The 26,957-nt window shown below is 54.3% G+C and carries 26 protein-coding genes; 13 read left to right on the forward strand and 13 right to left on the reverse strand.

Annotated features, from left to right (window positions below; genetic code table 11):
• From cas1b to TIRI35C_RS03450, 8 genes are all read right to left on the reverse strand, one after another.
• Positions 1-981 carry a type I-B CRISPR-associated endonuclease Cas1b gene (gene cas1b, locus TIRI35C_RS03410; protein WP_188201731.1) on the reverse strand — a complete coding sequence of 327 codons (981 nt, stop codon included), beginning with the start codon at positions 979-981 and terminating at the stop codon, positions 1-3.
• A 3-nt stretch (positions 982-984) separates the two neighbouring features.
• Positions 985-1,500, reverse strand: coding sequence for a CRISPR-associated protein Cas4 (gene cas4 / locus TIRI35C_RS03415; RefSeq protein ID WP_188201732.1), 516 nt, complete (start codon positions 1,498-1,500; stop codon positions 985-987).
• Positions 1,497-3,674, reverse strand: coding sequence for a CRISPR-associated helicase Cas3' (gene cas3 / locus TIRI35C_RS03420; RefSeq protein ID WP_188201733.1), 2,178 nt, complete (start codon positions 3,672-3,674; stop codon positions 1,497-1,499). Before cas3 ends, cas4 begins: the two co-directional genes overlap by 4 nt.
• A complete protein-coding gene (gene cas5b, locus TIRI35C_RS03425; protein WP_188201734.1) occupies positions 3,671-4,288 on the reverse strand; it encodes a type I-B CRISPR-associated protein Cas5b in 618 nt (205 codons plus the stop codon). The genes cas3 and cas5b overlap by 4 nt, the downstream gene beginning before the upstream one ends.
• 4 nt (positions 4,289-4,292) lie before the next feature.
• Positions 4,293-5,381, reverse strand: coding sequence for a type I-B CRISPR-associated protein Cas7/Cst2/DevR (gene cas7i / locus TIRI35C_RS03430; protein WP_188201735.1), 1,089 nt, complete (start codon positions 5,379-5,381; stop codon positions 4,293-4,295).
• Complete coding sequence (gene cas8a1, locus TIRI35C_RS03435) at positions 5,378-7,129, reverse strand: type I-B CRISPR-associated protein Cas8b1/Cst1 (RefSeq protein ID WP_246454677.1); 1,752 nt, start codon at positions 7,127-7,129, stop codon at positions 5,378-5,380. The genes cas7i and cas8a1 overlap by 4 nt, the downstream gene beginning before the upstream one ends.
• Complete coding sequence (gene cas6, locus TIRI35C_RS03445; protein ID WP_188201736.1) at positions 7,096-7,863, reverse strand: CRISPR-associated endoribonuclease Cas6; 768 nt, start codon at positions 7,861-7,863, stop codon at positions 7,096-7,098. The genes cas8a1 and cas6 overlap by 34 nt, the downstream gene beginning before the upstream one ends.
• Before the next feature lie 262 nt (positions 7,864-8,125).
• Complete coding sequence (locus TIRI35C_RS03450; protein ID WP_188201737.1) at positions 8,126-8,824, reverse strand: acetate--CoA ligase family protein; 699 nt, start codon at positions 8,822-8,824, stop codon at positions 8,126-8,128.
• Between the two features lie 153 nt (positions 8,825-8,977).
• On the opposite strand from TIRI35C_RS03450, the gene TIRI35C_RS03455 reads away from it, so the two are divergent.
• Positions 8,978-10,279, forward strand: coding sequence for a DUF4139 domain-containing protein (locus tag TIRI35C_RS03455; RefSeq protein ID WP_188201738.1), 1,302 nt, complete (start codon positions 8,978-8,980; stop codon positions 10,277-10,279).
• 2 nt (positions 10,280-10,281) lie between these two features.
• Here the strand turns inward: TIRI35C_RS03455 and TIRI35C_RS03460 are convergent, their stop codons facing one another.
• Complete coding sequence (locus tag TIRI35C_RS03460) at positions 10,282-10,515, reverse strand: hypothetical protein (protein ID WP_188202991.1); 234 nt, start codon at positions 10,513-10,515, stop codon at positions 10,282-10,284.
• A 93-nt stretch (positions 10,516-10,608) separates the two neighbouring features.
• Between TIRI35C_RS03460 and TIRI35C_RS03465 the strand changes: the two genes are divergently transcribed.
• From TIRI35C_RS03465 to trmBL2, 3 genes are all read left to right on the forward strand, one after another.
• Positions 10,609-11,139 carry an SWIM zinc finger family protein gene (locus tag TIRI35C_RS03465; protein ID WP_188202992.1) on the forward strand — a complete coding sequence of 177 codons (531 nt, stop codon included), beginning with the start codon at positions 10,609-10,611 and terminating at the stop codon, positions 11,137-11,139.
• Positions 11,140-11,191: 52 nt separating this feature from the next.
• Complete coding sequence (gene rgy / locus TIRI35C_RS03470; protein WP_188201739.1) at positions 11,192-14,872, forward strand: reverse gyrase; 3,681 nt, start codon at positions 11,192-11,194, stop codon at positions 14,870-14,872.
• Between the two features lie 340 nt (positions 14,873-15,212).
• Positions 15,213-16,007, forward strand: a complete 795-nt coding sequence (gene trmBL2, locus TIRI35C_RS03475; RefSeq protein WP_188202993.1) for an HTH-type transcriptional regulator TrmBL2 — start codon at positions 15,213-15,215, stop codon at positions 16,005-16,007.
• 22 nt (positions 16,008-16,029) lie between these two features.
• On the opposite strand, the gene TIRI35C_RS03480 is transcribed toward trmBL2, so the two are convergent.
• The 4 genes from TIRI35C_RS03480 to TIRI35C_RS03495 form a co-directional block, all read right to left on the reverse strand.
• Positions 16,030-16,794, reverse strand: a complete 765-nt coding sequence (locus tag TIRI35C_RS03480) for a CGP-CTERM sorting domain-containing protein (protein ID WP_188201740.1) — start codon at positions 16,792-16,794, stop codon at positions 16,030-16,032.
• 343 nt (positions 16,795-17,137) lie between these two features.
• Positions 17,138-17,350, reverse strand: a complete 213-nt coding sequence (locus TIRI35C_RS03485; protein WP_188201741.1) for a winged helix-turn-helix domain-containing protein — start codon at positions 17,348-17,350, stop codon at positions 17,138-17,140.
• The gene (locus tag TIRI35C_RS03490) at positions 17,347-17,676 is read right to left on the reverse strand and encodes an Sjogren's syndrome/scleroderma autoantigen 1 family protein (protein WP_188201742.1); all 330 of its coding nucleotides are present in this window, start codon (positions 17,674-17,676) and stop codon (positions 17,347-17,349) included. Before TIRI35C_RS03490 ends, TIRI35C_RS03485 begins: the two co-directional genes overlap by 4 nt.
• 4 nt (positions 17,677-17,680) lie before the next feature.
• Positions 17,681-18,406, reverse strand: coding sequence for an arginase family protein (locus TIRI35C_RS03495; protein WP_188201743.1), 726 nt, complete (start codon positions 18,404-18,406; stop codon positions 17,681-17,683).
• Between the two features lie 139 nt (positions 18,407-18,545).
• Here TIRI35C_RS03495 and hxlAB point away from each other — a divergent pair, with 139 nt between their 5' ends.
• The 9 genes from hxlAB (at position 18,546) to TIRI35C_RS03540 (ending at position 26,930) form a co-directional block, all read left to right on the forward strand.
• Positions 18,546-19,766 carry a bifunctional 3-hexulose-6-phosphate synthase/6-phospho-3-hexuloisomerase gene (gene hxlAB, locus TIRI35C_RS03500; RefSeq protein WP_188201744.1) on the forward strand — a complete coding sequence of 407 codons (1,221 nt, stop codon included), beginning with the start codon at positions 18,546-18,548 and terminating at the stop codon, positions 19,764-19,766.
• A gap of 55 nt (positions 19,767-19,821) precedes the next feature.
• Positions 19,822-20,577 carry an FtsZ/tubulin family protein gene (locus tag TIRI35C_RS03505; RefSeq protein WP_188201745.1) on the forward strand — a complete coding sequence of 252 codons (756 nt, stop codon included), beginning with the start codon at positions 19,822-19,824 and terminating at the stop codon, positions 20,575-20,577.
• Between the two features lie 8 nt (positions 20,578-20,585).
• Positions 20,586-21,230 carry a TIGR02253 family HAD-type hydrolase gene (locus TIRI35C_RS03510; RefSeq protein WP_188201746.1) on the forward strand — a complete coding sequence of 215 codons (645 nt, stop codon included), beginning with the start codon at positions 20,586-20,588 and terminating at the stop codon, positions 21,228-21,230.
• Entirely contained in the window at positions 21,227-21,406 is a 180-nt protein-coding gene (locus TIRI35C_RS03515) for a hypothetical protein (protein WP_188201747.1), read from the forward strand. The genes TIRI35C_RS03510 and TIRI35C_RS03515 overlap by 4 nt, the downstream gene beginning before the upstream one ends.
• Before the next feature lie 3 nt (positions 21,407-21,409).
• Complete coding sequence (locus TIRI35C_RS03520) at positions 21,410-22,219, forward strand: glutamate cyclase domain-containing protein (protein WP_188201748.1); 810 nt, start codon at positions 21,410-21,412, stop codon at positions 22,217-22,219.
• A 4-nt stretch (positions 22,220-22,223) separates the two neighbouring features.
• Entirely contained in the window at positions 22,224-22,844 is a 621-nt protein-coding gene (locus tag TIRI35C_RS03525) for an HD domain-containing protein (protein ID WP_188201749.1), read from the forward strand.
• A 100-nt stretch (positions 22,845-22,944) separates the two neighbouring features.
• Positions 22,945-23,457, forward strand: a complete 513-nt coding sequence (locus tag TIRI35C_RS03530; RefSeq protein WP_188201750.1) for a KH domain-containing protein — start codon at positions 22,945-22,947, stop codon at positions 23,455-23,457.
• 45 nt (positions 23,458-23,502) lie between these two features.
• Positions 23,503-24,819 carry an aspartate--tRNA(Asn) ligase gene (gene aspS, locus TIRI35C_RS03535; RefSeq protein ID WP_188201751.1) on the forward strand — a complete coding sequence of 439 codons (1,317 nt, stop codon included), beginning with the start codon at positions 23,503-23,505 and terminating at the stop codon, positions 24,817-24,819.
• 59 nt (positions 24,820-24,878) lie between these two features.
• Positions 24,879-26,930, forward strand: a complete 2,052-nt coding sequence (locus tag TIRI35C_RS03540; RefSeq protein WP_188201752.1) for a COG1361 family protein — start codon at positions 24,879-24,881, stop codon at positions 26,928-26,930.
• Positions 26,931-26,957: the final 27 nt, after the last annotated feature.

Raw genomic sequence — 26,957 nt, forward strand, 5'->3', positions numbered from 1 at the left:
TCAGAACCACGCCACCAGCGGCTCGTACTCCATCACCCCAAAGAGGTGCTTGATGAGCTTGTAGGCCTCAAGGCGGATAAGCCTCTTCTTCGTCACGTTCTTCTTAAGCTCCTGGTGCCTGACGCTCTTCGTAAGCTCGTTCTCGTATTCCTTCACGACTTTCCTAATCCCTTCATTGCTCAAAAGAACGCCGTTGAGTTCTCTCCTGAAGTCTTCCCGCGTTATAACTCTTCTCTTGACCAGCCTCGTAGCGAGCCTGTCCACTATGACCGGCTTGAAAATCTCGCTTAAATCTAAAGCCAGGGAAAAGCGCCTTTCAGCGGGCTCGTGGAGGTAGCTGACAGTTGGCACGAGCTGGGTGTTGTAGAGCTCGGAAACTATCGTCGCGTAGAGCCTTGAGTTGAGAAAGCTTATCAGGGCGTTCATCTCGTTCTCCGGGGGTCTTCTTGAGCGCTTCACTATCTTGAAGCCCTCTGGCAGGTGCTCGTCCCATCTCGAATAGTACTCCTGCCTTATCCTCGCCTCGACGTTCATGACCTCGGTTATTCTATGAGCCTCTTCAAGCTCTTCAAACAGCTCCTCCAGCAGGCCTGAGAAGCCATCATTAACTTTCCAGCGTTTCAGGTTCTTCTCCATGTTGAGAGCTGAGCCTTTAACGAAGAGCCTTGCCAGTTCAAGTCTTTTCTCCAAGTCGAGGTAGTGCTCGGCCTGCCTGATGACCAAATCCCCCGAGTTGAGGCTTTCCCTTGGATAAAAGCTCCCGTCGTAGTAGCCGTAGTGGTTGAAGAAGTGCACCGCTACACCCTTCTGGGCGAGGAAGTGGAGGGCTTGAGAGCTTATGTTCACGTGGCCGTAGATGTAGATGTCGTAGATTCCCTCCACCGCGAGCGGCTTCTTTCCCCGCTCGTTTTCAAAGTAGAGTGTGTTCTCCCTCCGGAAAAGCGTCCCGTCCGAGAGCAGGGTTATGGAGCGCTTCCTCATCTTTTACACCCAGCAGAGTTCGTAGTAGGCGCATTTGAGGCACTTCTTTGATTTAACGGGCTCTGGCGGCACTGGAAGGGATTTTATCCGCTTGACTTCTGCTATAGCCTTCTTGATTTCATTCTCTCTGCCGTCGAGCGTTATCTCCTTCGTCTCGTTGAGCTTTGGATAATGGAGGACCGCTTTGGCGTTGATGCCGAGCTTTTTGAGGTAGTAAAGGTAATACAAAGCCTGCATCTCGTGAGCCTTCTCCATGGACTTGCTCTTTTTAACCTCGTGGACCTCTATGATGTCCCCCTTGCGGATGAAGTCGATCTTTATTCTCCCGACCTGCACTTCCTTTTCCTCGCTGCCGTAGCGCCGCTCGTGGAGGAATCTGCCGAGGTCAACCCACTCGCTTTCCTGCTCCATGGTGATGCCCTTGGCAAAGTACCAGAGCTTGGTGGAGCAGATGAAGAGGTAGTTGATTTCCGTGCCGGTGATGAGGATATGGTCGAGGGGATAATCTTCAGAACTCACAGCACCTCTCCTCCACTTGCCGGCTCACGCAGAAGGCCCAGCTCAGGGCTGTACTCAAGCTCTGCGACCAGTACGTACTTTCCTGACCCCCTGTCTGAGAGCCTGTGGAAGGCGTCGCTTTCGCTCCTGAAGAGCCACAGCGGAACCGGAACGAGATAGCGGTGGATCTCGATTGCCCTTCCACGGTTAATCAGCTCCAGAACCTTGTCCTGATAGGCCCCTGGAACCACTTCAAGACTTTGGAACATCTCGTGGAATCTTCTCTCGCTCTCACTGCCTTTCAACGGCTTTAAACTATTGAACAGCTCAAGGGCCTGCTCGCGGTAGGTCAGAACTTCATCGGTTAGCTTATCCGCTATGGGTTCATACGCACGGGTGACGAGTTCCGGAACCCTCGATTCGAGGAGGGGCTTTCCGTTGAGTTCTTCCAGGAGCTTGAGGCTCTCCCTCATAACTTCCATTGGGTATATTCTTCTGTCTCCCTCCCCACCAGTAGTTAAGATGTAAACGTCCCTTGGATTTCCGAAACCCCGTCTGTTTACCCTGCCGAAGCGCTGAATCAGAGCATCTAGTGGTGCTGGCTCCGTTATTATCGTCGAGAAGCTTATATCGAGCGAAACCTCAACCACCTGGGTAGCAACGACAACGTCGTAGTCCCCCAAACTTGCAAGGAGCTTCTTCTCCTTTTCCTCCCTGTCGCCGTAGGTAAAGCGACTGTGGAGGAGCATGGAGTTGTATCTATCGCGCAAGTGTGAGTAGACCTCCATCGCCCTTGATACCGTGTTGCAGGCCACCAGAACGGGGCCGTGGGCATTGACTTCCGCGAGCAGTTCCTCAATACTATCCATCGAGCCGTCTATGACGTTCACCCTATGCCTCGTAAAGCGGTCAGCCTCTTCAGACGGAGTGCTCAGCAGGTGGGGCTTAAGAACCTCGCGCAGGAGTTCCTCAAGGAATTCGGGCATAGTCGCGCTCATTACGAGGGTTTTGGCCTTTTTTCTCATCAGCAGTTCTAGCATGGCAAGGATTATGCCCAAAACGTTGGGCTCGTAGGCGTGGATTTCGTCGAAGATGAGAAGCGAACCAGTTAGCTCGGTGAGTCCCATCTCTGGAAAGCCAACGCCGAAGAAGGGCTTCATAAGCTGGAAAGGTGTCGTGACCTTGAGGGGTGTGTAAATCTTCCTGTAAAGGGAGGATAGACGTTTGTATTCGAGCTCCGAAGAGTAAAGGTAAAAACTGGAAGAGCTATGCAAAACGCCCACGAGCTCCGGCTCGCGGAAGAGAGCTAAAAGGCGTGAGTGCATGGCGTTTATGCTGGCCTTGTAGGGGAGAACGTAGAATATCCTGCTGGCCACCCCCTTTTTGGTTAGGGACGCGTTCCTGTTGGCCCAGAGGAGGGAGGCCTCTGTCTTGCCGTAACCGGTCGGCGCGCGGAGGATTAGGTTGCCCTCCATTTCGCCTGCCTGTCTCTGTAAGAGCCTCCAGCGCTCGGGCGGAACCCGGGACTCAACGGCGGCCTTTATATCCGACAGCAGGCGAACTCCGAGCTCACCCGCCGAAGCGAGATGATCAGAGGCGTTGAGGATTCCTCGGAGGAAAACAAGCTCGCTCCAGTACTTCCCAGCGTTTCGCTCGTACCAGCTGAGCAGAGGGTCGAAGTCGTAGCCTTCAACTAGCTCGGCCCAATCGTTGGGAGGATTAAAAAGATCCTTCCGCCTTCCGAAGAAATACAGCTCCCAGTAGGGAACTCGCTCGAAGAAAATCTCCTCGATGTAATCCCTGTTCTGAAAGAGTTCCTCAACTTTCTCCTCGAACTCCCCGCGGTGTTCCCCGCTGGGCAGTATCTCTTCAAGCTCGTCGAGGGTTCGATGGTGGGTGAGGATTGAGAGTGCAATGAGGTTTCTCTCGTCCTCGGGAAGGTCGAGGAAAGCCGTAAACGGTGTCGAGAGTACCTCGTGCCGATAGCCCCACTTTCGAGGGTCTCTCTGGAATCCACTCGCGCACTTGCCAAGGTCGTGAAGGAGAACTGAATAAAAAGAAAGTTCCCAGACGCGTGGGAAGAGCTCCTCAAGCCATTTGAAGGAGGTTTTCATGCTCTTCAGCACGTTTATGGCGTCGTTGATGTGGCACTCAAGGAAATCGTGCGGAATGAACTTGGCGTAGCAGACCTTCATTGACTCCACCTGTGGAGGTAGACTCCGACACCGAGTTCATCGTCGTAAGGAAGCCTCAGTTTCGGTGCTTTGCCCTTTGGAAACGGCAAAACCACAAAGGGCCTGACGAGCCTTGCCTTCCTCGGAGTTACTGAATAGTCGTATTCAACCACCAAGGCGTGAACAACGCCGGGAATCCCGAGCTTAACGGGAACTACAGTCCCACCGACGGGAGCTTCGGACTTCTTTAGCTCAACCCGTTTTATCTCCTCAACTGTCGCCACGTCGTTTGAACGGCCAAGGAGGAGCTGGTATCTGGGTCTTCTGAAGTGCTCTTCCCACTCATCAGGGAGGTAGAGGTAAAGCTCAACATTGTAGAGGAACTCTCGCCTCATTATGTCGGTCTCGACCTTTCCGAGGGCGTAGATTTTTTCGAGGTCAAGTCCTTTACCTTCGCTCCTGAAGACGTAGCCGACGTATGGAAGCTCGGTCAGATATACAGGCTCGCCCTTCGCCGCCGAGAGGATTCCCTGAATCGTTGAGGGCGGTGGAACTGGTAAGGTTGGCTGATAACCCGACTGGAAAGTTGGATAGCGGAATGAAGCTGTCCACGCCCTCAGTTTGACCCTGATCATGGGCTCACCCGTAGTAAGCCTCGATTTCCTTGGCGAACTCTTCTACCGCCTCTCCGACGGTACCCGTAAAGACCGCGATGCCTGCTTCTTTCACTCTCTCGGCTATTTCATCGACGTCCCAGCCAAGGGAGCGGACGAAGCCAGCATCGTAGCCAATGTAGAGCTTTGTGCCCTCGGGGATTACCTCCTTGAGGTCCTTGAGCCTCTTTGCAAGAGCCTCGGCGTCGAAGCGAATTTCGCCCTTCTCCTCGAAGACGAGGTCGCTTATGAAGGGGTTTATGCCGGCATCTACATTGAGGAGCAGGACGAACTTCGGGGTCACGTCGGTGTGGTACTGACTCTGCTTGGCACCTCCTGTGAGGAAGCGGAGGGCCTTAATAGTCTCAGTGGCACGCTTCTTTCTGATTTCTGGGGGCATGAGCCACTCCTTTTCAGTCCTCTGGACGCCGAGTTCCTCAGCTATGCGCTCCATTTCATTGATTTCATTAACGACGTCCTCTGCGCCTTTCTTGGGGTTGCCCTTTTTGTCTCTTGGAACGTCGTCCCAGGTGAGGAGGTTCTTGAAGCCTGCCTTGCTGATAATTGTGAACCTTCCAACGGAGTCGAGGTCAAGGGAAAAAGCGCCTTTGAAAACCGTCGAGTAGAACTCCTGGCTGTAGGGGACTGGATCACCTTCGTGCCTTGAGGCGTAGCCCTCATCAACGGTTATGGAGCTTCTATCGGGGAGTACAGAAATCAGCGGGGTGTTCTTAAGAGGAGAGACCCTCGTAACGGTGACGTTCACGCCACCCTTCTTGAAGGCCCTCATGTAGCCAAAGACGTCGTCGTCAGGGTATTTGAGGGGATTTGCTGCCGTAAAGACCTGCTTCTGCTCGCGGTAGAGCGGGGAAAGCTCCCAGCTGAAGTGCTCCTTCAGGGTAAAGCGCCACCAGTAGCGCCAGGCCTGCGGTGAGACGTATGGGTAGCGCTTTCCACCCCTCCTGAAGGTCTTGACACGGGTAACGTTCCTATCAGCTAAGCTCTCATCTATACCCAGCATGTTCAAGGCAGAGTGCGGTGCGTCAATTAACACAATACCGGTCGCAAACCTCATTCTTCCACCCCCATTCCGAAGATTCCAACTTCTTCATTCTCCTCAACCTCTTCCTCCTCTTCAGAGGCCTTCATCAGGCGGTCGTGGAGCCTTTCATAGACCCTGAAGAGAAGCAGGTGCTTTACCGTCCTCCACGAGACGTTCAGGTCTTCCCCGTAGGAGGTGAGAACCGTCGCGAACTCGTCGAATGTCATGAGAGGCTTCTCTATCCCGAGCCTCTGGCGGAGCTTTTCGAGGTTCACGAAGAAGGCCTCGAACTGGTAGAGTTTTTCAGCTCTTTCAAGCTCCCTGACGCGCCTTGAAAGCTGGTTGTCCGGGAGCTTCTCCAGCGTTTCGACAATCCTATCGCCCACATCTTTAATAAACTCCAAAGCCTTCTTATCCAAACCCAACACCTCCGAGCAGTAGAAAGATAAAAGTGACCACTTCGCGTTCGCACGGCGGTTTTTTATGTCGATGAAGTAGGGCAAGATGCTTTCCTCCGCCAAAAGCTTGGCGTAAACCTCGTTGGCATAGCTCCGCTCGTACTTTTCAAACTCCTCCTCGCTTGGCTTCTTTCTCCATCCCATCGCCACGATTCTCTTCCAGCCCTTCGGATCCTCCCTGCTGGCGTGGGTGATGAAACGAAGAACGGGCGTTGGAACATGGATTATCTGGAGATCCTGTCCCTGGTTGTTGTTCACGAAGTGGTAGAGCGTTATAGATGCTTTACCCCAGAGGTCGTCGCGCCCCGTTTTTCTCGTCAGCTCCCCGAGAAGGCGGAAGAGGAAGTTCTCCGGCCTCTTGAAATCCCTCGCGTTCGAGGCAAGGAAGCTCTTCCTGACGTCGTTTATGGCCTCGTCGTGGAGTTCGAGCATAAGCTCATAGGGATAGGTGTGCATCACCAGAACCCTTCCTCCGACTTTGTAAGCAACCAGCGGGAGGAACTGCACGAGGAAGAGGCAGTGGGAGCATATGTATTCTCCCATCGGGTTTCCTGCTGGGAAGTAATTAGGAACGTCACCTGTACCCAACAGAGGAAAGACTGAACGATACCTTTCTTTCTTGGAATATGCTCTATGTTTGCCACATATTACACAAATTGGTTCGGAGAAACTTGTAGAGTTGCTGTCCTGTTGTGCTTCTTCGAAAAGTTCCCAGAGATTTCTCTGTATTCTTCTCTCTAATGCTTGCACAACGAATTCCTGGCTCAGAACCGAGGAAATCACTTTTTTAGTTAGCTCTTCAAGAGTATCGGCTTCAAAGTGGGTAGAACGTATAAACCACACGATGTCTTCTCCTAATTGTTCGTCGAATTTCTCTGCAAGCTTTGTTTTTACTTCTTCTAGGGTTTTGGCCGTGGAGGGAATCTCCTTCTCTTTCTTGATGGCCTTTTTGAGAGTGTTGCTTATAGGTGCCGTTGTTCCAGGATTGGCAAGGACTATACCGTTATTAGGCATTATCATAGCGTGAATGTAACCTAAACTCCACTCCTTACGCGCGTAGAGCTTCGAGACGAAGTCTATCGCATCCTTGACGTCTTCCTCGGTGAGCTCCTCGGGCAAACGCTTCTTTCTCAGTAGCAGTAGCGCGGCGAGACCGGCATCGACGAAGGGGTGCCCAGTCCAGTTAAAGAGGGAAACTTTCCCGTTGCTTTCATTTGAAGATTTGTGGAGTGACGGATCCTTTTGGGGTTGTTCCCTCAGAAACGTGTCAAGTGGTTTTATCCTTCCGATTATCCACACCTCCCTTCGGGTTTCTTTTTCCATATCATTTTCCTCCCATCAACCTTCACCATCCCGAAGCCTATCGAGTTCTTCTCCCCGAAGCCCGCCAAGTAGCCCGCCCTTAGGAGTCCCTCAGCGCCCTTGGCGCGGAAGACAAGGTGCCACGCCACCTGGAATATACCCGGCTTCACCTCGAAGCGCTTGGGCTTGGCGTTGAGGACTTTCATCTCGAAGTCCTCCGGCGGATTGGTTCCGTAGATGTGGAGGTACTTCTCCCTCAGGTTCTCCCGGATAAGCCCGTAGAACTCCGGCTCCGATGGGCTTAGGTCGTAGCTCCTCGGCTTTCCAAACTGAAGCCTCCTGGTCGTCACCGCTATCGGCGAGAGCGTCACGAACTTCCTCCCGCTCAGCCTCTCGGGTTCTGCCAAAGCTTTTACCCCCTCAACGGTAAACATCTCCCCCCAGAGCTCGACCTCCGGTTTCTGGAGCAGGCCGGTGATGAAGGCCTCCGCCACCTCTGGAACGGCCGTTGAGAAGTAGAAGAAGCCCCTTCCGTATCCCAGGAAATACGGCCGTCCCTTTTCGAAGTCCCGCCTTTCTGCCATGAATAGCGAGAAAGTGAAGAGCTTCGGCACCTTTGGGCTGTGGAGGCGAAGGCTCAGCTCCGGGTTAACCCTCTGAATCCTTCGGTAAATCAGCCCCTGGAGTTTGTGCTGGTGGTTGAAGGGAACCTTGAACGGCTCATTCTCCGGCCGGAGTCTTATTGCAAACCTCAAGGTACCACCCCATTGTGCACATATGGTGGAAATGGTACGTCTTTGGACTTTATAAGGCTTTCCATGCTCCAAAGTATGGAATGAAATGAGCATTATGTTCTATCCAATGGTAATGCAGTAGTAACTTATTCCTACGAGAACTACACAACCCAGCTCCCCATGCGTCTACAGCGCATCAAGATGTATAACTGCCATTATAATAACCACAATTATACTTGAAATCTGCCCTAAGTGCAGAAGAGAGAAAAAGGGCCAAAAGCCCTCAGAGAAGCATCCTCGCGTCGACGGCAACGGCGCTGTCCTCGTAGGCGAAGATCGGGTTGATGTCGAGCTCCTTGATCTCAGGAAGCTCAAGAGCGAGCTCGCCGACCTTGGTGATTATCTCGGCGAGGGCCTCGATGTTAACGGGCTTCTCACCGCGGGCTCCCGCCAAAATCGGGTAGGCCTTGATCTCCTTGATCATGTCGAGGGCCTCGTCCTTGGTTATCGGGGCGACGCGGAAGGAGACGTCCTTGAGTATCTCGACGAAGATTCCACCGAGACCGAACATTATAGCCGGACCGAACTGCGGGTCGCGGATCATACCGACTATGACCTCTTTGCCGAGCGGGAGCATGCGGTAGATGATAACGCCCCAGAGGTCGGCGTCCGGCTTGTAGTTCCTGGCGTTCTCCATGATGGTCCTGAAGGCCTGCCTGGCCTCATCATCGCTCTTGATGTTGACCTTAACACCACCGGCGTCGCTCTTGTGGATGATCTGCGGAGAAACGATCTTCATAACGACCGGGTAGCCGATCTCCCTGGCGAACTGAACGGCTTCCTCTTCGTTGGTTGCAACTTTGAAGTCCGGAACGGGGACGCCGTAGAGCTTGAGTATCTCCTTTGCCTCAGGCTCGACGAGCGGCCTGTTTTCGGCCTTGGCCTTCTCGATGATTGCCCTAGCCTTCTCGATCCTGTCCATACCAATCACCTCATAAGCCTGACAGTTCTCAATCCGGCCGGGGGGTTAAAAGGGTTTCCATTCGTCAACCAATCGTTTCTTTCGTTTCGGCTCGGTTTGAAGCGATGAGAGAGTATAAATACTCCGCCGCCGAATATAGCACAGGTGATTTTTATGAGAAAGAAGGCGATAGCTGCAGTGGGTGGAATTGCACTTATAATCCTGGCGGTTTTCTCGTTCCAGGGGGAGAAGGCTTCCATGAGTGACACCACTGTCGTTCTCTACAACTCCGCGAAGATCGGGGTTGTGGAGAAGGTCATGGAGGTCGAGCTGGATGGGGGAATGAACGACGTGCCTCTGGAGGAGCTGGCCGGCCTCGACATAGCCGAAGTCACGATAAGGCCGCTCGACGAGGGCGTTAAGGTTCTCGGGGTCTTCAGCAAAGGCTCAACCGGGGACGTTTACAGCGCCAACGTCGGAAGCGAGGTTGAGGTCAAGCTGAGGAGCGGCGACACCGTTACTGGTAAATTCCTTGGATTCAAGAACGGGAAGATAGCCATCGAGGGCGACGGCTACTACCTCATAAACCCTAGTGAGGTCGTGTACTTCAAGGCCAAAAACCTTGAGGGGAAGGCGAGCGTCTACGCGGTTCTTCAGGCGGAGGAAGCCGGAAAGTACAACGTAAGCATCGTCTACCGCGTCTCCAACATGAGCTGGGAGAGCAGGTACAAGCTCTACATCGGCGATAAAGCCAGACTCTACGGCTACATGGTCCTCAACAACCCGACTGCCCAGGAGTTCAAGGACGCGAAGGTCCTCCTGGTCGCGGGTGACGTCCAGCTGTATCAGGCTACTCAGCCGAGGGTTCTCTACACCCTGGCTGAGAAGGGAACCGACCAGATCGAGGTCGGCCAGCCGGAGAAGATAGAGGCGTTCTACCTCTACAAGCTCGGCGTCGTTGACCTGAACCCTGCGAGCAAGATGATGTATCCGTACATCAACTTCGAAGCCCCCTTCGAGAGGGAGTATCTCTACGAGAGTTGGCCGTATTCCAAGGAAGGTCCAGTCTACGAGTCGATATCATTCAGGACGGAGAAGGTTCTCCCGGCGGGAATCGTTGAAATATACAGGGAGACCGGTGACGGTAACCTTCTCGTGGGCGAGAGGGCCATCGAGCATACCCCCAAGGGGGAGATGCTGAGGATAGGCATCGGCAGGGACTACGACCTCAAAGGCACAACTACCGTGCTCGATCAGAGGAACGGCGAGGGCTACACATACTACAAGATAAAGATAACCCTCGAGAACTTCGGAAACGAGACCAAGACCGTCGTGGTCAGGCACCACAAGTGGGGGAAACTCCTAACCTCGAGCATCCAGCCGATCGAAGAGACCGCCAACTACATCGACTTCAGGGTGACCCTGAAGCCCGGAGAAAAGAAGGAGATAGTCTTCGACTACGAGAACCGGTATTGAGACTAGCTCTTCCGCAGGGTTATCTCAAATATGTTTTCTCCTTTTGTTATGTCCAGCACGAGGCTCTTGTCGTAGTCGACGAACTTGGTGTTCACGACTGCGTAGCCCTCCTCCTTGAGGAACTCCGCCATCTTTAGACCCAGGTCGCCGAAGAACTCCGCCGCCATCGTGGCCATGCTCGGCTCCTTTACGCCCAGCTCGTCGTGATAGCGCCTGGCCAGCTCAAAAACATCCATGGTCACCACCGGTTATAGTATGCTCCCGGAGGATAAAACGCTTTCGTCCGAAAGGCTTAAAGCAATCCCGGCCAAGCGGTGAGAGTGAGAGCCATGGATGAGAAGACCCTCCGGAAGGGCGAGCGCTACTACAGAGCGGGAAAGGTCCTATGGGTCGTCAAGTATGGTGACATGCTCTTTTCCAAGGTCCTGGGCACTTACCCGTACTACGTGGAGCTGAACCTTTCGACGGGAGAAAACACCTGCACCTGCCCTCTGGGCGGTGACTGCAAGCACGTTGCGGCCGTTATGAAGGCCCACGAGAACGGGTTCTACTTTGAGGCCTTCGATCGTCACGCCGATCTCTTTCCTGAAGCGGTCGCCATGGAGTTCTTAGCTGAGGTTCCGGAGCTGGCCCTCGACGTCACCATTAAGGAACTCCGCTTTGCCCTCAGCACCGACGAGAGCGGGAGTGAAGTCGCGAGACTTTTCAGACGGGCACTTAAGCTTGTGGGCATGACCGGGAAAAGAGAAGCCCTGCACTTCCTTGAAGAGGTTATTGAGGAATACCGGCACGTTTTCAGCGACTATGAGCTGGCGCTGAGGCTCGAGAACGAACTGAGGGAGCTTGAGACGGCCCTCTAAAAAAGCCTTATAAATCCCCCATGCACCAAATAGAAACTTAGAGGGTGAGAAAATGAAGGCGATCTATCGGGAGATGTGCCCGAACTGCCTCGGTAGAATCTCCGATGAGAGGCTGATCAATAAGAACCCGTGCAGCGAGTGTCTCGATAAAAACGTCACCGCCGATTCTTATTTTGACCTCATCACCGCGGTTAGAAGTGCCCTGAAGCTCAGAGGCACGTTGAAGGAATGGGAAAGAATATACTCCCTTGAGAACGGGCTGCGTGAAGTTGAGGAGTTCTTTGAAAAGGCCACCGGCTTTACCTTCTGGAGCGCGCAAAGAACCTGGGTAAAGAGACTCCTGAAGGGCAGGAGCTTCTCGATCATAGCCCCGACCGGAATGGGTAAGAGCACCTTCGGTGCGTTCATGGCCGTGTGGCATGCCACGAGGGGGAAGAAGAGCTACATAGTCGTCCCGACAACCCCGCTGGTGGTTCAGACCGTCAGAAAGATTCGGAAGATAGCGGAGAATGCGGGCGTTGAGGTCAACCTCGCCTACTACCACGGCAACCTCCGGAAGAAGGAGAAGGAGGAGATGCTGGCCAAGATTGAGAACGAGGACTACGGGATACTCGTTACCAGTGCCCAGTGGATGGCCAGGAAGTTCGATGAGGTTCTGAAGGGCAGGCACTTCGATTTCATATTCGTCGATGACGTTGATGCGTTTCTCAAGGCCAGCAAGAACATAGACCGCTCCCTTTACCTCCTCGGTTTCAACGACGAGGTAATCGGAAAGGCCTGGGAGATAATCCGCCTGAAAAAGCAGATGTCCAAATACCTGAACGGACGCGCCAGGGACAGGGAGGAGAGGCTTAAGGAGCTGAACGCTCAGATAGCGGAGCTCCAGCGCGATATAGAGAAGTTCAAGCGCGAAAACCCGATCGGAATCATGATAATCGCCTCGGCCACGGGCTCGGCAAGGGGAGACAGGATAAAACTTTACCGCGAGCTCTTGGGTTTCGAGGTTGGAAGCGGGAGAAGCGCCCTCAGGAACGTCGCTGATACCTACCTAAAGCCGAGCAAGGACATCAGGGAGCACGTCGAGGACCTTTTAACGATGCTCGGAAAGGGCGGTATAATATTCACCCCTATCGATCAGGGTCTGGGCTACGCCGAGGAGCTCGCCAACTATCTCCGTGAAAGGGGCTTCAGGATAGAGCTCGTCAGCTCTAAGAACAGGAAGGCCCTCGAACGCTTTGAGAACGGCGAGGCCGACTACCTCATAGGTTCGGCAACCTACTACGGTTCCTTGGTTAGGGGCCTCGACATGCCCCACCTCATCCGCTACGCGGTCTTTACCGGCGTTCCCAAGTTCCGGTTTTCAATAGACCTTGAGAGGCCGACCATCTACCGTGCCCTCGGCCTGCTCAGTGAGATAATGGAGTTCCTGAGCGATGAGGACAGAAAGCAGGCCGAAAGAATGCACGCAAGGCTGAGGAGGCTCATCAGGAACATCCCTCAGTTTGAACTGCTCAAGATCGAAGAAGCCCTCGCTGAGGGACTTCCAATAGAGAACGGCTTCCACAACCACGTCCTTGGTGTTTTCCGAGAGCTGGTGGAGTTCCTGAGGCGGGTTCTCAGGGATGAGGAGGTTCTCAGGAGGCTCGCGGAGGATCCATTCATCAGCCTGAAGGAGGAAGGTGGCAAGTGGTACATCGAGATTCCCGACGTTAGAACGTACATCCAGGCCACTGGAAGAACGAGCAGACTCTTCGCCGGTGGAATCACCAAGGGACTGAGCGTGCTTATAGTTGACAACGAGAAGGTCTTCAACGGCTTGTTAAGACAGATGCGCTGGCGCTTCACCGAGTTCAAGATGGTGCCCTTCGAAGAGCTGGACCTCGATGATGTTCTGAGGCAGATAGACGAGGACAGGGAGAAGGTCCGCCTCGTGATGGAGGGCAAGATAAGCGCCAAGGTCAAGGACCTCGTCAAATCCGCCCTTATGATAGTGGAGAGCCCCAACAAGGCGCGCACGATAGCCAACTTCTTCGGCCAGCCGAGCAAGACGAGGATAGGTGACCTCGTTGCCTACGAGGTGAGCATAGGGAACATGATGCTGACCATCCTTGCCAGCGGCGGGCACATGTTCGACCTAGTGACGAACGAGGGCTACCACGGCGTTCTGGTTGAGGAGAAGGACGGCATGCTGAAGTTCATCCCCGTCTACGACACCATAAAGCGCTGCCGCGACTGCGGTCATCAGTTCGTTGACTGGGAGGAGAAAGGAATTTGTCCGCGCTGCGGCTCGACCAACGTCCGCGACGCCCTTCAGAACGTCAAGGCGATGCGCGAGCTAGCCCAGGAGGTCGATGAGATACTCATAGCAACCGACCCCGATACGGAGGGTGAGAAGATAGCCTGGGACATCATGAACGTCCTGAGTCCGTACACCCCGAACATCAAGCGCATAGAGTTCCACGAGGTGACGAGGCCGGCTATAATGAGGGCCATCGAAGAGGCGAGGGATGTGAACGAGGGCCGCGTCAATGCCCAGATAGTGAGGCGCATAGAGGACAGGTGGATTGGTTTTGAACTCAGCCAGGAACTCCAGCGCGTCTTTGAGAACCGCAACCTCTCAGCAGGAAGGGTCCAGACGCCGGTTCTCGGCTGGGTAATTGAGCGCTACAAGGAGTTCACCGAGAGCGAGACATACTTCATGGGGCTGACCCTCGAGAACGACCTCCGGGTCACGATAGAACTCGGAAAGGACGGCAAAAGCGTTGAGCCTCCGGAGTTCGTAACGGTTGAGAAGGTCGAGCTTGAGGAAAGGGAGCTGAAGCCCTCGCCGCCGTACACGACCGATGCCATGCTCAAGGACGCTTCAACTTTCCTCAAGCTGTCGGCACCTGAAACGATGCGCTTAGCCCAGGATCTTTTCGAGCTCGGACTGATCACCTATCACCGTTCCGACAGCACTCATGTCAGCAACACGGGAATAGAGATCGCTAAAGAGTACATCACCCAGGAACTCGGTGAGGAGTACTTCAAGCCCAGGCCCTGGGGTGAGGAGGGGACCCACGAGGCCATAAGGCCGACGAGGCCGATAGACACGGGCAGGCTGATGCAGTTGATCCGCGATGGAATCCTTCAGCTTCCGAAGAACCTCACCCGCAACCACTACAGGCTCTACGACATGATATTCAAGAAGTTCATGACGAGCCAGATGAAGGCTGCAAGGATAATCCATGAAAGGGCCGTCATCGACGCGGGCATCGGAAAGACCGAGGTAGAGGGCTATGTCGAGGTCGTTGAGGAGGGCTGGACGCGGCTGAGGAGCCCGCCGATGCGGCAGCTCCCGAGGCTGGAGGAGGGGGCCAGGCTGAAGGTCGTGGAGGCCAAGAAGTGGAAGGCACCGAAGGTGTCGCTCTACACCCAGGGAGACATAATAGCCCTGATGAAGGAGCGCAAGATAGGAAGACCCTCAACCTACGCGAAGATCGTTCAGACGCTCCTCCAGCGCTACTACGCCATCGAGACCCGCGGCAGGAAGAAGCTGGTGCCGACGGATCAGGGCATCAAGGTTTATCACTATCTCATTAGTAAGTATAGGGATCTCGTCAATGAGGACAAGACGCGGGGGCTCGAGGAACTGATGGACCGCATCGAGGAGGGCAGCATCGATTATCAGGAGGTTCTAAACACACTTTACAGGGAGCTGCAGGGATATCTGGGGAATGGGAAGCCCCAATAATGTTTCTTTCAGTTGGTTGTTTACTACTTTTTGATACTCTGTGTCCTAACACTTTTGGTGATATCAATTTTGGACCGCACCGGTACAGGGGGTCAGGTTTTCCGAAATTTTGGGCGCCCCATGGCGACAAACGGTTTCAGGGTGATTTTGCTCCCAAGTAAAACCAAAAATTTTAAAATCCCGATGTAGTAATGAGTTTGCATGCATACGCAACGGCAGTAATATCCCGGGAAGTCATCCCGGGGTAATCTTCGGGACATAACCGAAGACACTAACAACATTTGGAAAAAACTTATATGTGATGAAATCGAAAGACAGAATAGAAAATGTGGTGGTAAGAATGGTTAAGGACAGGATGGTTGAGCTCCTTCAGGAGCACTTTGAGTTGAACCTCTACGAGGCCAGGGCGTACGTGGCATTAGTCGGTTTTGGCGTCCTCACCCCGGCGGAGCTGGCCAGCGTCTCCGAGGTTCCGGCGCCGAGGACCTACGACGTCCTCAGGAGCCTTGAGAAGAAGGGCTTCGCCATCAGCCAGCCCGGCAAGGTGAACAAGTACAGGCCCGTCCACCCGCAGAACATCCTCGAGAAGTTCATCGAGGAGTGGCAGGAGAGGGTTGCTGAAGAGCTTGAACTCAAGAAGAAGGCGAAGGAGGAGCTCCTCGAGCTCATGAGCCCGCTCATCGAGACCGAGATTCCGAAGTACGGCGTTGAGAAGGTCTGGGTCGTCAGGGGAATCAGGAATGCCACCCTCAAGACCAAGGAGATGTTCGAGGAGGTCAAGGAGCAGATCCTCCTGGCTGACGACGGCTACATCGCCATCAACCTCGAGAGCGACATCATAAAGGCTATCGACAACGGAGCCAAGGCCAAGATAATCGTCACCGAGAACGTCCTCCACAGGCTCGGCACTTCGAAGATAATGGACTACTACAAGGCCGGCAAGCTCGAGCTCAAGGTCATCGACAAGCTCGAGCTTCCGATGCTCATCTGCGACGACGAGGTCTTCTTCGCCCTTGAGGACATGGCCGCCCGCTACTTCAACTACGAGACCCAGATATGGATCAAGGACTTCCGCGTCAAGGCCCTCTTCGAGGGCAAGTTCAACGAGTACTGGGAGCAGGCCAAGAAGGCCTGATTTTTCTTTCTCTTATCCATTTTCACCGCTTTGCTCTTCTCAGCAGGACAGGTATTGCAGCGGCCAAGAGGATAAATCCAGGTCCGCAGATGCTCGTTTCGGTGTTCTCCGTGTTGGCTGCTGTTCCCGCTTTGTTTGACTGCGTCTCTGCTGTGGGGGATGTGAGGTTGACTTCAGCGGGCGTGCCGGTTGAGGTGTCTGCGCTTGTTTTCTTGCAGACTGTTACGTTGGCGATTTTAACATTGCCTGGAAACCAGAAACCCTGTATCAGACTGTTGTTTCCAGTTGTGTTCAGGTAAATGAGGGTGACGTTTCTGACCAATTCGTCTTTTTTGATAATGAAATAAACCGGGAAAACGCTCGAATTCACAACGATGGCCGGACCTGGAGACCAGCTACTCGCGCTTTTGCTGGAAGCTATCCAGAGGTCGCTCACATTAGCATGGCCCCACTCGCCAGGACCCCAGGATTGCAGTTCAATCTTCCAGCCGTTAATCTCGTTGCTAATTTTTCCTCGATGGAGCCAGAACCAACTGCTGACGTTTACCGGCTCAACGCAGAAGTTCCGAGTGTCAAACCTGTAAGCCATATCGACCTGAGAATAATCTGGGAGGTAGTACTCCATCTCCACGTACCAGCTCCCGTTGATGAACGTTGCTCTCCTGTAGATTATCCCCTCCGTGGGAACTCCTACTGCGGGAGTAAAGTTCAGCAGGTAAAGCCTGCCGCCATCGAAGAACAGGAGGTACTCGTGGCCGTAAAAGACCTCAGGCCAGCAGTCGGTCATGCCACAGCTGATCCCCCACTAAAGGACTTCCAGATGAATTAAGGCATTGGTTCCGTTCGAGAGAACCGAGTATTTTACCTCGTAAAGGGAACTGGGCTCTTTTACGTAGTACGTTGCAGAAACCTGAAGGGTGAGGAAAAGGAGGGCAATAAAGAGAGGGGTTACCAGTCGGGACATATGGTTCTCACCTTGTTTGGGTTCTTTCTCTCGCATCATGATACTGCTTGGATGCATAAAAGACTATTTGAATTTTTACCTGTCAAAATTGCAACATTATGAGTCAAAAAATAGGGAGTAAAAAACGATTACTCGGGCTCCAATCTAAAGAGCAAAAATCAGGGGCTCAAACGTACTTGAACTCATCCTCAAGCTCGTCCTTCTCCTTCAGCTTCCAGTAGATCTTTCCATCCTTCTGGTAGCTCTCGACCTTGCCCTGTTCAACGAAGCGGAGCAGGTAGCGGCGCACCTCCATTGAGGAGATGCCGGTTTTTCCTGCTATCTCCTCGATGGTCTTGGGGCCGTCGCCGAGGGCCTCCAGAACCTTTACATTTTTCATTCTCCTCCCTCCAGTTTCCGGTATCTTCCCAACAGTTCTATTATCTTCTCCATTGCCCTTAAATGTTTCTCCAGTTCGTCTATGTCCTCTGGGAGGGAGTTGGCGAGCTCGTTCAGCTTTTCTATCAGCCTTTCTTCAACGCCCTTCATTTCGGCCTTCTGCTGCTTCTTCCTGTGCTCGCAGACCGGGCAGAATACCTTGCCATCCTTCTCAAAGAGCGGTGAACCGCACTGGGGACAGTGCCTGTCGAGCATCTTGGCCCCTGAGAGCATGAGGGGCATTATTATATTCCGTATCTCCTCCTCCGTGGGCCCCCTGGCGCTCATTCAATCACCCCGTCAGGAGCTGGAACACCTCGACGAAGGCCTTCTTCCCGAGTCTCGAACGCCTTATTCTATCCGACACCTCTGCTATGTCAAAAGCCGCTATCCTGAAATTCCTTTTCACCTCTTCAAGCACCTCTGTGAGCTCATCGAGGGTCAGCTCGCCGTGCTGGAAGCGGGCGATTTTGTATTCCGGTCTGAGGACATCCATGTCCACGGTGAGGTAAACCTCGTCACCGAGGTACTTCTTCGCCTCGTCGAGTATCTCGAGCAGGTCGTTTGTCTGGAGGTTCTTATAAGCTCTCCACTTACCGCGGACTTTTCTGCTCCTCAGGAGGGCGGGAAATATCTTGACGCGCCGCGTCCAGAGCTGCGTCCGCTCGGTGGTTGGTATCATCAGAACTGGGGCGAGGACGACGGCCCGGTTTACGAGGCGCTCCTCAAGGGTATAGGCCAGCCACGAGCCGTGGTCGAGGTAGTCGTGCATAAGGTCGGTGTGGGCATCGACGCTGATGAGTGACTGGGGCCTGAGCTTTTCAACTATTCCGTACGTGGCAAGGTGCTCCCCTATTATGTACGCGCTGTCCTGGGGAATCCTCTCGGCCAAAAGCTCGACCCTGCTCGATTCGACTATCATGTAATCCTCGATGAGTTTGTTCCTTTTGAGGAGCTGAAGAACGTAGAGAACACCGTCGCGGTTGGGCTTTTCGCCGAAGGGGATAAACGTCACCATTTGATTCCACCGACCCGTGTTGGCGCTCGGGCTTTTAAACCTTGGCGATGTGTTTGGACATTTAAATGTTAATTCGCGACGCCAAAGTTTAAAAAGTAGCATTCTGAGGTTAAATCGAAAACTCTTCGGAGGCGAGGAGATGATACTTCAGGTTGCCCTTGATCTGACTGACATTGAGCAGGCTATTTCTATCGCAGAGAAGGCCGCCCGCGGCGGTGCCCACTGGCTCGAGGTTGGAACTCCTCTCATCAAGAAGGAAGGCATGCGCGCTGTGGAGCTTCTCAAGAGGCGCTTTCCGGACAGGAAGATCGTCGCCGACCTCAAGACCATGGACACCGGCGCCCTGGAGGTCGAAATGGCTGCTCGACACGGTGCCGATGTCGTTTCTATCCTCGGCGTCGCCGATGACAAGACAATAAAGGACGCGGTTGATGTTGCAAGGCGCTATGGAATCAGGGTCATGGTTGACCTCATAGGCGTTAAGGACAAGGTCAAGCGCGCCAAGGAACTCGAAAAGATGGGCGTTCACTACATACTCGTCCACACGGGCATAGACGAGCAGGTCCAGGGCAAGAGCCCGCTGGAGGACCTTGAGAAGGTTGTCAAGGCCGTCAGCGTTCCCGTTGCCGTCGCCGGCGGACTGAACCTCCAGACCATACCGAAGGTCATTGAACTGGGAGCTACGATAATAATCGTTGGAGGCGCGATAACCAAGGCCGAGAAGCCGGATGAAGTTACGAGAAAGATAATCGACCTCTTCTGGGGCGAGTACATGATGACCATACAGAAAGCTATGGATGATATAATCGACCACATCCACAACGTCTCGGAGAGCCTCAAGCTGGAGCAGGTTCGCGGCTTCGTCGATGCCATGATCGGGGCGAACAAGATATTCATCTACGGCGCTGGAAGGAGCGGCCTCGTCGGTAAGGCCTTCGCGATGAGGCTCATGCACCTCGATTTCAACGTTTACGTCGTCGGCGAGACCATAACCCCAGCCTTCGGCCAGGGGGACCTGCTCATAGCCATCAGCGGTTCCGGTGAGACCAACAGCATCGTCGATGCGGCTGAGATAGCCAAGAAGCAGGGGGGCAAAGTGGTCGCGATAACCTCCTACGCCAACTCGACCCTCGGAAAGCTCGCCGATGTGGTCGTTGAGATACCCGGAAGGGCCAAGACCGACATCCCGACGGACTACATAGCGCGCCAGATGCTCACCAAATACAAGTGGATAGCCCCGATGGGAACGCTCTTCGAGGATTCAACTATGATATTCCTCGACGGAGTCATAGCTCTCCTCATGGCCACCTTCCAGAAGACTGAGAAGGACATGAAGAAGAAGCACGCGACCCTTGAGTGAGGGCTGACCGAAAAGGATATGAACGGCCTTTCCTATTCCCTTTTTAGGGGTCGTCATGCAGTCCTTTACCCATCTTTTCGTTGGAATAGGCGGCACGGGCGCGCGGATAGTCAACAGCATAACCGCGGATGGGATAGTTAAGGTGACCGTTAACCCCGCTTACTATCTTCTCTCGAACTCCGAGATGTACGAGGAGAGGCTCCGGAACTTCTTTTCCCGGCTTCCAAAGGACACGTTCCTTTGGCTGGTGTTTGAGGATAAGGACGTAAATCACGAACTGAGGGAGATTATAGTAGAGAGCGCACCCCGGGACACAATAAGGCTCGCTTACGTTCTCACCCCCAGAAAAGAGCTTGTGGATGAGAAAAAACCCCCTTGGGCACGCGATTTTGAGACAGTTTTTTACGATTCCCTCTGGGATTTCTTTACCGACGAGAGTGTCTCCCTCCAGGATGCGTTCCAGGGGGCCTCCGCGGGCATAGCGGAGATGTTCTCGCGGCTCTACTACTATCTGGAGAGCCAGATGCTGGTGAACATCGACTACGCCGACCTGTTCAACATGATCCGCGGCGGCAACGTAGGAATCCTGCGCCTCCTCCGTGAGGTGGACTTCACCTGGCACTGGGGCATCTGGGAGCGCGGGCTGATAGGCATCCTTGTTGGGAACGACTTCCCCCTCAAGGGGGCCCACAGCATACTGCACAGTTTCCAGGAGATACTCTCCGAGAAGGATGTGATCTGGGGCGTGATAACGGACGAGAACCTCACCGGCAGGGTCGAGATACTCTCCCTGCTCGTCAAAAAGTGGTAGGTGGTAAAATGAGGGCGGTTCTTTTCGACATCGACGGAACTCTGCTGACCGAAATGCCGCTGATTCAACTGTTCCTCCCGCAGGTTTATGACACGCTCTCGAGACGGTTTGGAATCAGCAAGGATGAAGCCAGGGAGCGGTTCCTGAGTGAGATATTCGAGAGGAGAGACACCTATGACTGGCACGACTGGAACTTCTTCTTCAGGCTCTTTGACCTCGACCTCCACTACGAGGAACTCATGGAAAGGTACCCTCACAAGCTCCACGTCTATCCTGATACGATCCCCGTGCTTGAGTGGCTGCGGGAGAGCGGTTATAAGCTTGGGGCCGTTACCAGCGGACCCGAGTACCAGCGGCTCAAGCTGAGGCTCACCGGTCTGCTGGACTACTTCGACGCTGTCGTTACTCGGGAGGACGTCAAGGCAATAAAGCCCGAGCCCAAAATATTCCTCTATGCCCTGGAGAAGCTGGGCGTCGAGCCCGGGGAAGCCGTTATGGTGGGTGATTCCCTGAGCCAGGACGTTTACGGGGCCAAGAACGTGGGTATGGTGGCGGTCTGGATAAACCGGGATGGCGACGAGGATTACAACATGGCGGACTACGAGATTAGAACGCTTCACGAGCTGAGAAAAGTGCTGGGGGGATTGGAATGAGGGAGGTATTCAACGCCGAGGGAGTTTTTGTCAGGTACAGGGAGAGCATGGTGAAGCTGGAGAACGGCCACGAACTGACCCACAGGAGTGAGGAGCCGACGGAACTCTGGTGGAAGCTTAAAGAAGCGATAAAGGGCAGAAAGGTTAGGATAGTTGTCTACGAACTCGAGGAATGAGGCATGATCGCACATCTAATAAACACGGACGTTGGGAACCGGGGGGTTCTGGGGGTATACCTCGACTACCGCAGGGAGAACCCCAATTTTTTACATAATTCTGCAAAACTGTTTTTGGATAATTATGAACGCGTTCTCATCGTCACGGGCTTTCCCATACCCCCCACCATGCGCGCCGAGACCGACGGGCCGCCGGGAACACTGGCCCTGGCGAAGGCAGTTGAGACCCTGGGAGGCACCGCAGAGGTGCTTACTTATCCTGGGGTAAAGACCGCCCTGGAACCCTTCGGCATCAGGTTCACAGACGAACCGGAGATAGAAGACTACTCCCTCGTGATAGCGGTCGAGACACCCGGCGGGGCCGCGGATGGAAGGTACTACTCAATGAGCGCCATGGAGATCACGAGAGAAGCTTTTGACTGGGCGGTTCTCAGGGCAAGAGACATCGGAGTTCCGACGATTGGTATAGGCGATGGAGGCAACGAGGCGGGCATGGGGAACATACGGGATCTCGTCTCTAAATACATGCCACACGGGGAGAGGATAGCGAGCACTGTTGAAACTGATGAGCTGATCCTATCTGCCGTCTCAAACTGGGGGGCCTACGGGCTCGTGGCCCAGGCGTCAATAGAGTTTGGGCGGGAGCTCCTCCCGGGATGGGATGAGAAGACGATAGTTAGGGTAATCTCAAAGCTCGGCCTGATAGACGGGGTCTCCAAAACCCGGACGCCGACGGTTGATGGGATAAGCCTCGACGTCCACGAGAAAATCGTTGAGCTTTTAAACGCCGTTGTAAAGGAGGCCCTAAGGTGATGTGATGAGGCTTGAGGAGTTCATCGGCGATGGGGATTCAATCAGACTCATAGAACGGACCCGCGATTACGCCAGGCACTTCTTTGAACGGGAGGGAACCCACGGCTTCAGCCACGTGGAGCGGGTGCTCAACCTCTGCCTCCACATCGGGAGGGAGGAGGGTGCGGACCTGGAGATCCTGGCCCTTGCGGCCCTCCTCCACGACGTGGCAAGGCCACTTGAGAGCGAGGGAAGGGTTGAAGACCACGCCGTAGAGGGATCCAGGATAGCAAGGCACTACCTCAGAAGCCTCGGGTACCCCGAGGATAGGGTGGAGGCGGTTGCCCACGCCATTGAGGCCCACCGCTTCTCCCGCGGTCCGGAGCCAGAAACTCTTGAAGCCAAGATACTCAGCGACGCCGACAAGCTCGACGCCATCGGTGCCATAGGGATTGCAAGGGTCTTCATGTACTCCGGCGAGCACGGAAGGAGCATAGAGGATTCCCTGGAGCACTTCGAGGAAAAGATACTGAAGCTGAAGGATTTGATGTACACCGAAACCGCGAGGAGAATGGCCGAGGAGAGGCATCGCTTCACCGAGGAATTCATCGAGCGCATAAGGCGCGAGATAGAGGGCGAAATCTGAACCTCCTTTCGGCTTTTTCTTCCATAATAAGGTTTTTAAAGGACTTCCAGAATTAAGGGTTAGCCCGTTTAAGGTCATTCTTAGGTGAGGAGGTGAGGATATGAAGGCGCCAATCTGTGAGGTGTGTTTGAAGACCGACGACATTCTGTGCCCGGCTGACGAGAAAAAGCTCCAGGACGGGGTCATCTCGGAGCTTGATGTTAAGGTTGCGAGACTCCTTTACAGGCTCATCGGGGACGCTGACATGGAGTTTAAGAGGGCCGTTGAGGCCGGCGACATAATAGTCATCGTGGTTGGCGAGGGAGACGTTCCGATAACCATAGGCAAGGGCGGCAAGAACATCAAGGCCCTCATGAGGGAGCTTGGAAAGAGGATACGCGTCATAGAGGCCGTCGAGGTCACGGGAACCGACGACGTCAAGAAGCTTGCCACAGACCTACTCTACCCCGCGGGCGTCTTCGGAGTCAACATCGTTTACAAGCCCGGCGGGGGAACCTACTACAAGGTCCTCGTCATGGGGAGGGACAGGAAGAAGCTCCCCGAAAAGGCCGACGTCCTGGAGAGCATCCTCTCCCAGATAACCGGGGCCGAGGTAAAGATAAACTTTATTTGAACTTCCTTTTCTTCCCTACAGGTTTACGAACTGGAGGTAAATAGGATGTACCGGACGCACTACTCGAGCCAGATTACGGAGGAGCTCAACGGCCAGCGCATCAGGGTGGCCGGCTGGGTCTGGGAGGTCAAGGACCTCGGAGGCATAAAGTTCCTCTGGATAAGGGACAGGGAAGGCATAGTTCAGGTAACCGCCCCCAAGAAGAAGGTTGACCCTGAGCTGTTCAAGCTTATCCCGAAGCTCAACGCGGAGGACGTTGTTGCGGTTGAGGGAACTGTGAACTTCACGCCCAAGGCCAAGCTTGGCTTCGAAATCCTCCCGGAGAAGCTTGAAATACTGAGCAGGGCGGAATCACCTTTGCCGCTCGACCCGACCGGAAAGGTGAAAGCCGAGCTGGACACCAGGCTGGACAACCGCTTCATGGACCTCAGAAACCCCGAGGTAATGGCGATTTTCAAAATCAGGTCCAGCGTTTTCAAGGCCGTCAGGGACTTCTACCATGAGAACGGTTTCGTCGAGGTTCACACCCCCAAGATCATCGCCACCGCCACCGAAGGTGGAACCGAGCTCTTCCCCATGAAGTACTTCGAGAAAGATGCTTTCCTCGCCCAGAGCCCCCAGCTCTACAAGCAGATAATGATGGCGAGCGGCCTCGACAGGGTTTACGAAATCGCCCCCATATTCCGCGCTGAGGAGCACAACACGACCAGACACCTCAACGAGGCGTGGAGCATCGACAGTGAGATGGCCTTCATAGAGAACGAGGAGGAGGTAATGGAGCTCCTCGAGAGGCTCGTCGCCCACACCATCAACTACGTCCGCGAGCACAACGCCAGGGAGCTTGAGGTTCTCAACTTCGAGCTCGAGGAGCCGAAACTGCCGTTCCCGCGCGTTACCTATGACAGGGCCCTTGAGATACTCGCCGACCTCGGCAAAACTATAGAGTGGGGCGAGGACATAGACACCGAGGGTGAAAGACTCCTTGGAAAGTACATGATGGAAAACGAGGAGACACCGCTGTACTTCCTCTACCGCTACCCCAGTGAGGCGAAGCCCTTCTACATAATGAGATACGACGATAAGCCGGAAGTCTGCAGGGCCTTCGACCTCGAGTACAGGGGTGTTGAGATAACCTCCGGCGGTCAGAGGGAGCACCGCTACGACGTCCTCGTAGAACAGATAAAGGAGAAAGGCCTCAACCCGGAGAGCTTTGAGTTCTACCTCAAAGCCTTCCGCTATGGAATGCCGCCCCACGGTGGGTTCGGGCTCGGGGCTGAGCGCCTGATAAAGCAGATGCTCGACCTCGGTAACATCCGTGAGGTCATACTGTTCCCCAGGGACAGAAGAAGGCTTACACCGTAACGCCTTTATACCACCTTTTCCTTTTGGTGATTAGTTAATACTCTTTGGAGGCTGGAGGCATGAAAAAGGCCGTTGCTCTAATCCTGCTGGGACTGATGGTTTTCTCCCTAACACCTGTGGTGCATTTAGCGAAATCCGCCACCGTGCCCAAGAGCGCCAGCATAACCGGCGTTTCACTGGGTCTGAAAGACAAGGCGGTTCTCGGCCCGTTTGAGGTTCAGTTTGTCGACGTGAACCCCAACTGGAGCAAGATATACCTCCAGGTTGACGGCCCGCAGGGATCGCTCAGGTACGTCGTTAGCCAGGACGGATACCTCCTATACCCATCGAGTGCGAACGTTTACCTCAACGTGAGCCTTGTGTGGATTAGGTACGATACCAAATCTGTCCTGCTGGAGATAAAATCTCCCCTTCAGAAGATATTGTCCAACAGGAACATGGTGGTTGGAAACACCCTCACACTTCCCGAGGGATTCCCCCAGATAAAGATAAAGCTGACATCGGTCTCCGGTGATACCGCGTCTTTCAAGGTCACCATGCCGTACGGGGACACATACACCCTCACCGTGGACAAGGGCTCCGCGGGAACCGTTAGATACAAGCTGGACGGTACACACTCATACTCAAACTACCTTACGATAGAGGTCACCAACACCGTTAGCAACGGGGCCACGATCAACGTTTACATACCAAAGATAGCCTCCACCAGCTTCAAGATCGTTAAGGAGGGGCAGGATACGAATCCTCCCGAGCAGAACCCGCAGGAGACCGTACTCGTTTACAACGGGCTCATCTATGTCAACGAGAAACTCCCGGTCAAGGTCGAAAACACCACCTACTACGTTAAGCTCGTATCCGCAATTCCCGACGTGGCAAAGGTGGAGATCCTTAGGGGCAGCCAGAGTCTTGGGACAATGCTCCTTGAAGTTGGGGACGTCCCGAAGGACGTTCCAAAGACACCTCTCAGGCTGTCCGTCCAGGGAGTCGAACCAGACTACAAGCGCGCTACCCTGAGGGTGTATGCACCCCTGGGCGCAGAGGTTACCCCCATACTCCGGCAGGCGAACCTGGTTGCCGATATAAGCGCGATTCCCAGGGAGATGATGCTGACCGACAGCATTGTGGTCACAATCAATGTCCAGAACCTCGGCAGGGGAGACGCCTACGACGTGAGCGTCGCCGCGCCGATACCGAACGACTTCGAACTCATCAGCATGACCAAGACGTGGAACCTTAAGGCCTTCCCGGCCTTCACGAATATGCCGGCCCTCATCTACGTCCTCAAACCCACGAAGGTCGGCGAGTTCGACATCGGAAAGGCGACCGTTACCTTCTACGACGACAAGAGCCTGGAAACCGGCAAGAAGAGGGTTATCCACTCAGCGCCGCTCACGGGCATTAAGGTTTACAACGTTCCCTCCATAGACGTCAGCGCTCAGGCATACAACGGCACCTGGAGTAACTACGTGACCGCCAAGGTCGGGGACAAGGTCAGCCTCAGGTTCACCCTCCGCGCCTCCGACGGCAACCCCGACTACGAGTTCGTCAAGAACGCCACCCTGCTCCTTGACCTCCCATCAAGCGTTGACGGTCAGGCGCTGGTTGACATCGGCACTATAAGGGCCGGTGAGACCAAGACCCTTCAGCTCGACCTCACGGTGCTCAAGGAGAATCTCACCAACATTAAAGCCACCCTTGTATACCTCGATCCGCTCGGTGGGGAGCACCGGCTTACCCTCGGCAGCCTCGTCACGATCAACAGCATTCCCCCGAGGATAATAACGGAAGAGGTCAAAGTGTGGCCGACGGCAGAGGAACTTCCCTCCTACGTCAACCAGACCCTCGCCAAGATGGACGACCCCAAACAGCTTGCGGAGGAGCTTGCGGGCATCTCCGCGGAATACCTCCCGCCGGAGAGCAACCCGTGGAAGCCCGCGGCGATAGTGTTCATCCTGCTGACCGTCATACTCGCAGGGGTGGCCTACAGGTACTGGGACGAAGCAGAGAAGCTCAAGGAGAAGCTTGAGCGGAGGAAACAGAGGCGCCCTGGAGGACTGCCGAAGAAAGAGGGCGAGGAAGAGGGAGAGAGCTCTGAGATAGCTGAGCTATGAACTTCTTGCCTTTTTTCTCCTTAACTT

Origin of the sequence: Thermococcus camini, assembly GCF_904067545.1 — an archaeon.
In the GTDB taxonomy this organism is placed as follows: Archaea; Methanobacteriota_B; Thermococci; order Thermococcales; family Thermococcaceae; genus Thermococcus; species Thermococcus camini.

Excerpts from the sequence above, each read along its gene's own strand:
- TIRI35C_RS03490 (WP_188201742.1), bottom strand. The coding sequence starts at position 17,676 with ATGAGCGCCAGGGGGCCCACGGAGGAGGAGATACGGAATATAATAATG.
- trmBL2 (WP_188202993.1), top strand. The coding sequence starts at position 15,213 with ATGGTTAAGGACAGGATGGTTGAGCTCCTTCAGGAGCACTTTGAGTTG.
- cas7i (WP_188201735.1), bottom strand. The coding sequence starts at position 5,381 with ATGAGGTTTGCGACCGGTATTGTGTTAATTGACGCACCGCACTCTGCC.
- TIRI35C_RS03455 (WP_188201738.1), top strand. The coding sequence starts at position 8,978 with ATGAGAAAGAAGGCGATAGCTGCAGTGGGTGGAATTGCACTTATAATC.
- TIRI35C_RS03505 (WP_188201745.1), top strand. The coding sequence starts at position 19,822 with ATGCAGTCCTTTACCCATCTTTTCGTTGGAATAGGCGGCACGGGCGCG.
- cas5b (WP_188201734.1), bottom strand. The coding sequence starts at position 4,288 with ATGATCAGGGTCAAACTGAGGGCGTGGACAGCTTCATTCCGCTATCCA.
- TIRI35C_RS03520 (WP_188201748.1), top strand. The coding sequence starts at position 21,410 with ATGATCGCACATCTAATAAACACGGACGTTGGGAACCGGGGGGTTCTG.
- TIRI35C_RS03495 (WP_188201743.1), bottom strand. The coding sequence starts at position 18,406 with ATGGTGACGTTTATCCCCTTCGGCGAAAAGCCCAACCGCGACGGTGTT.
- TIRI35C_RS03515 (WP_188201747.1), top strand. The coding sequence starts at position 21,227 with ATGAGGGAGGTATTCAACGCCGAGGGAGTTTTTGTCAGGTACAGGGAG.
- cas8a1 (WP_246454677.1), bottom strand. The coding sequence starts at position 7,129 with ATGGAAAAAGAAACCCGAAGGGAGGTGTGGATAATCGGAAGGATAAAA.
- rgy (WP_188201739.1), top strand. The coding sequence starts at position 11,192 with ATGAAGGCGATCTATCGGGAGATGTGCCCGAACTGCCTCGGTAGAATC.
- hxlAB (WP_188201744.1), top strand. The coding sequence starts at position 18,546 with ATGATACTTCAGGTTGCCCTTGATCTGACTGACATTGAGCAGGCTATT.
- TIRI35C_RS03460 (WP_188202991.1), bottom strand. The coding sequence starts at position 10,515 with ATGGATGTTTTTGAGCTGGCCAGGCGCTATCACGACGAGCTGGGCGTA.
- TIRI35C_RS03540 (WP_188201752.1), top strand. The coding sequence starts at position 24,879 with ATGAAAAAGGCCGTTGCTCTAATCCTGCTGGGACTGATGGTTTTCTCC.
- TIRI35C_RS03530 (WP_188201750.1), top strand. The coding sequence starts at position 22,945 with ATGAAGGCGCCAATCTGTGAGGTGTGTTTGAAGACCGACGACATTCTG.
- cas1b (WP_188201731.1), bottom strand. The coding sequence starts at position 981 with ATGAGGAAGCGCTCCATAACCCTGCTCTCGGACGGGACGCTTTTCCGG.
- TIRI35C_RS03485 (WP_188201741.1), bottom strand. The coding sequence starts at position 17,350 with ATGAAAAATGTAAAGGTTCTGGAGGCCCTCGGCGACGGCCCCAAGACC.
- TIRI35C_RS03465 (WP_188202992.1), top strand. The coding sequence starts at position 10,609 with ATGGATGAGAAGACCCTCCGGAAGGGCGAGCGCTACTACAGAGCGGGA.
- cas3 (WP_188201733.1), bottom strand. The coding sequence starts at position 3,674 with ATGAAGGTCTGCTACGCCAAGTTCATTCCGCACGATTTCCTTGAGTGC.
- TIRI35C_RS03510 (WP_188201746.1), top strand. The coding sequence starts at position 20,586 with ATGAGGGCGGTTCTTTTCGACATCGACGGAACTCTGCTGACCGAAATG.
- TIRI35C_RS03525 (WP_188201749.1), top strand. The coding sequence starts at position 22,224 with ATGAGGCTTGAGGAGTTCATCGGCGATGGGGATTCAATCAGACTCATA.
- TIRI35C_RS03480 (WP_188201740.1), bottom strand. The coding sequence starts at position 16,794 with ATGACCGACTGCTGGCCTGAGGTCTTTTACGGCCACGAGTACCTCCTG.
- TIRI35C_RS03450 (WP_188201737.1), bottom strand. The coding sequence starts at position 8,824 with ATGGACAGGATCGAGAAGGCTAGGGCAATCATCGAGAAGGCCAAGGCC.
- aspS (WP_188201751.1), top strand. The coding sequence starts at position 23,503 with ATGTACCGGACGCACTACTCGAGCCAGATTACGGAGGAGCTCAACGGC.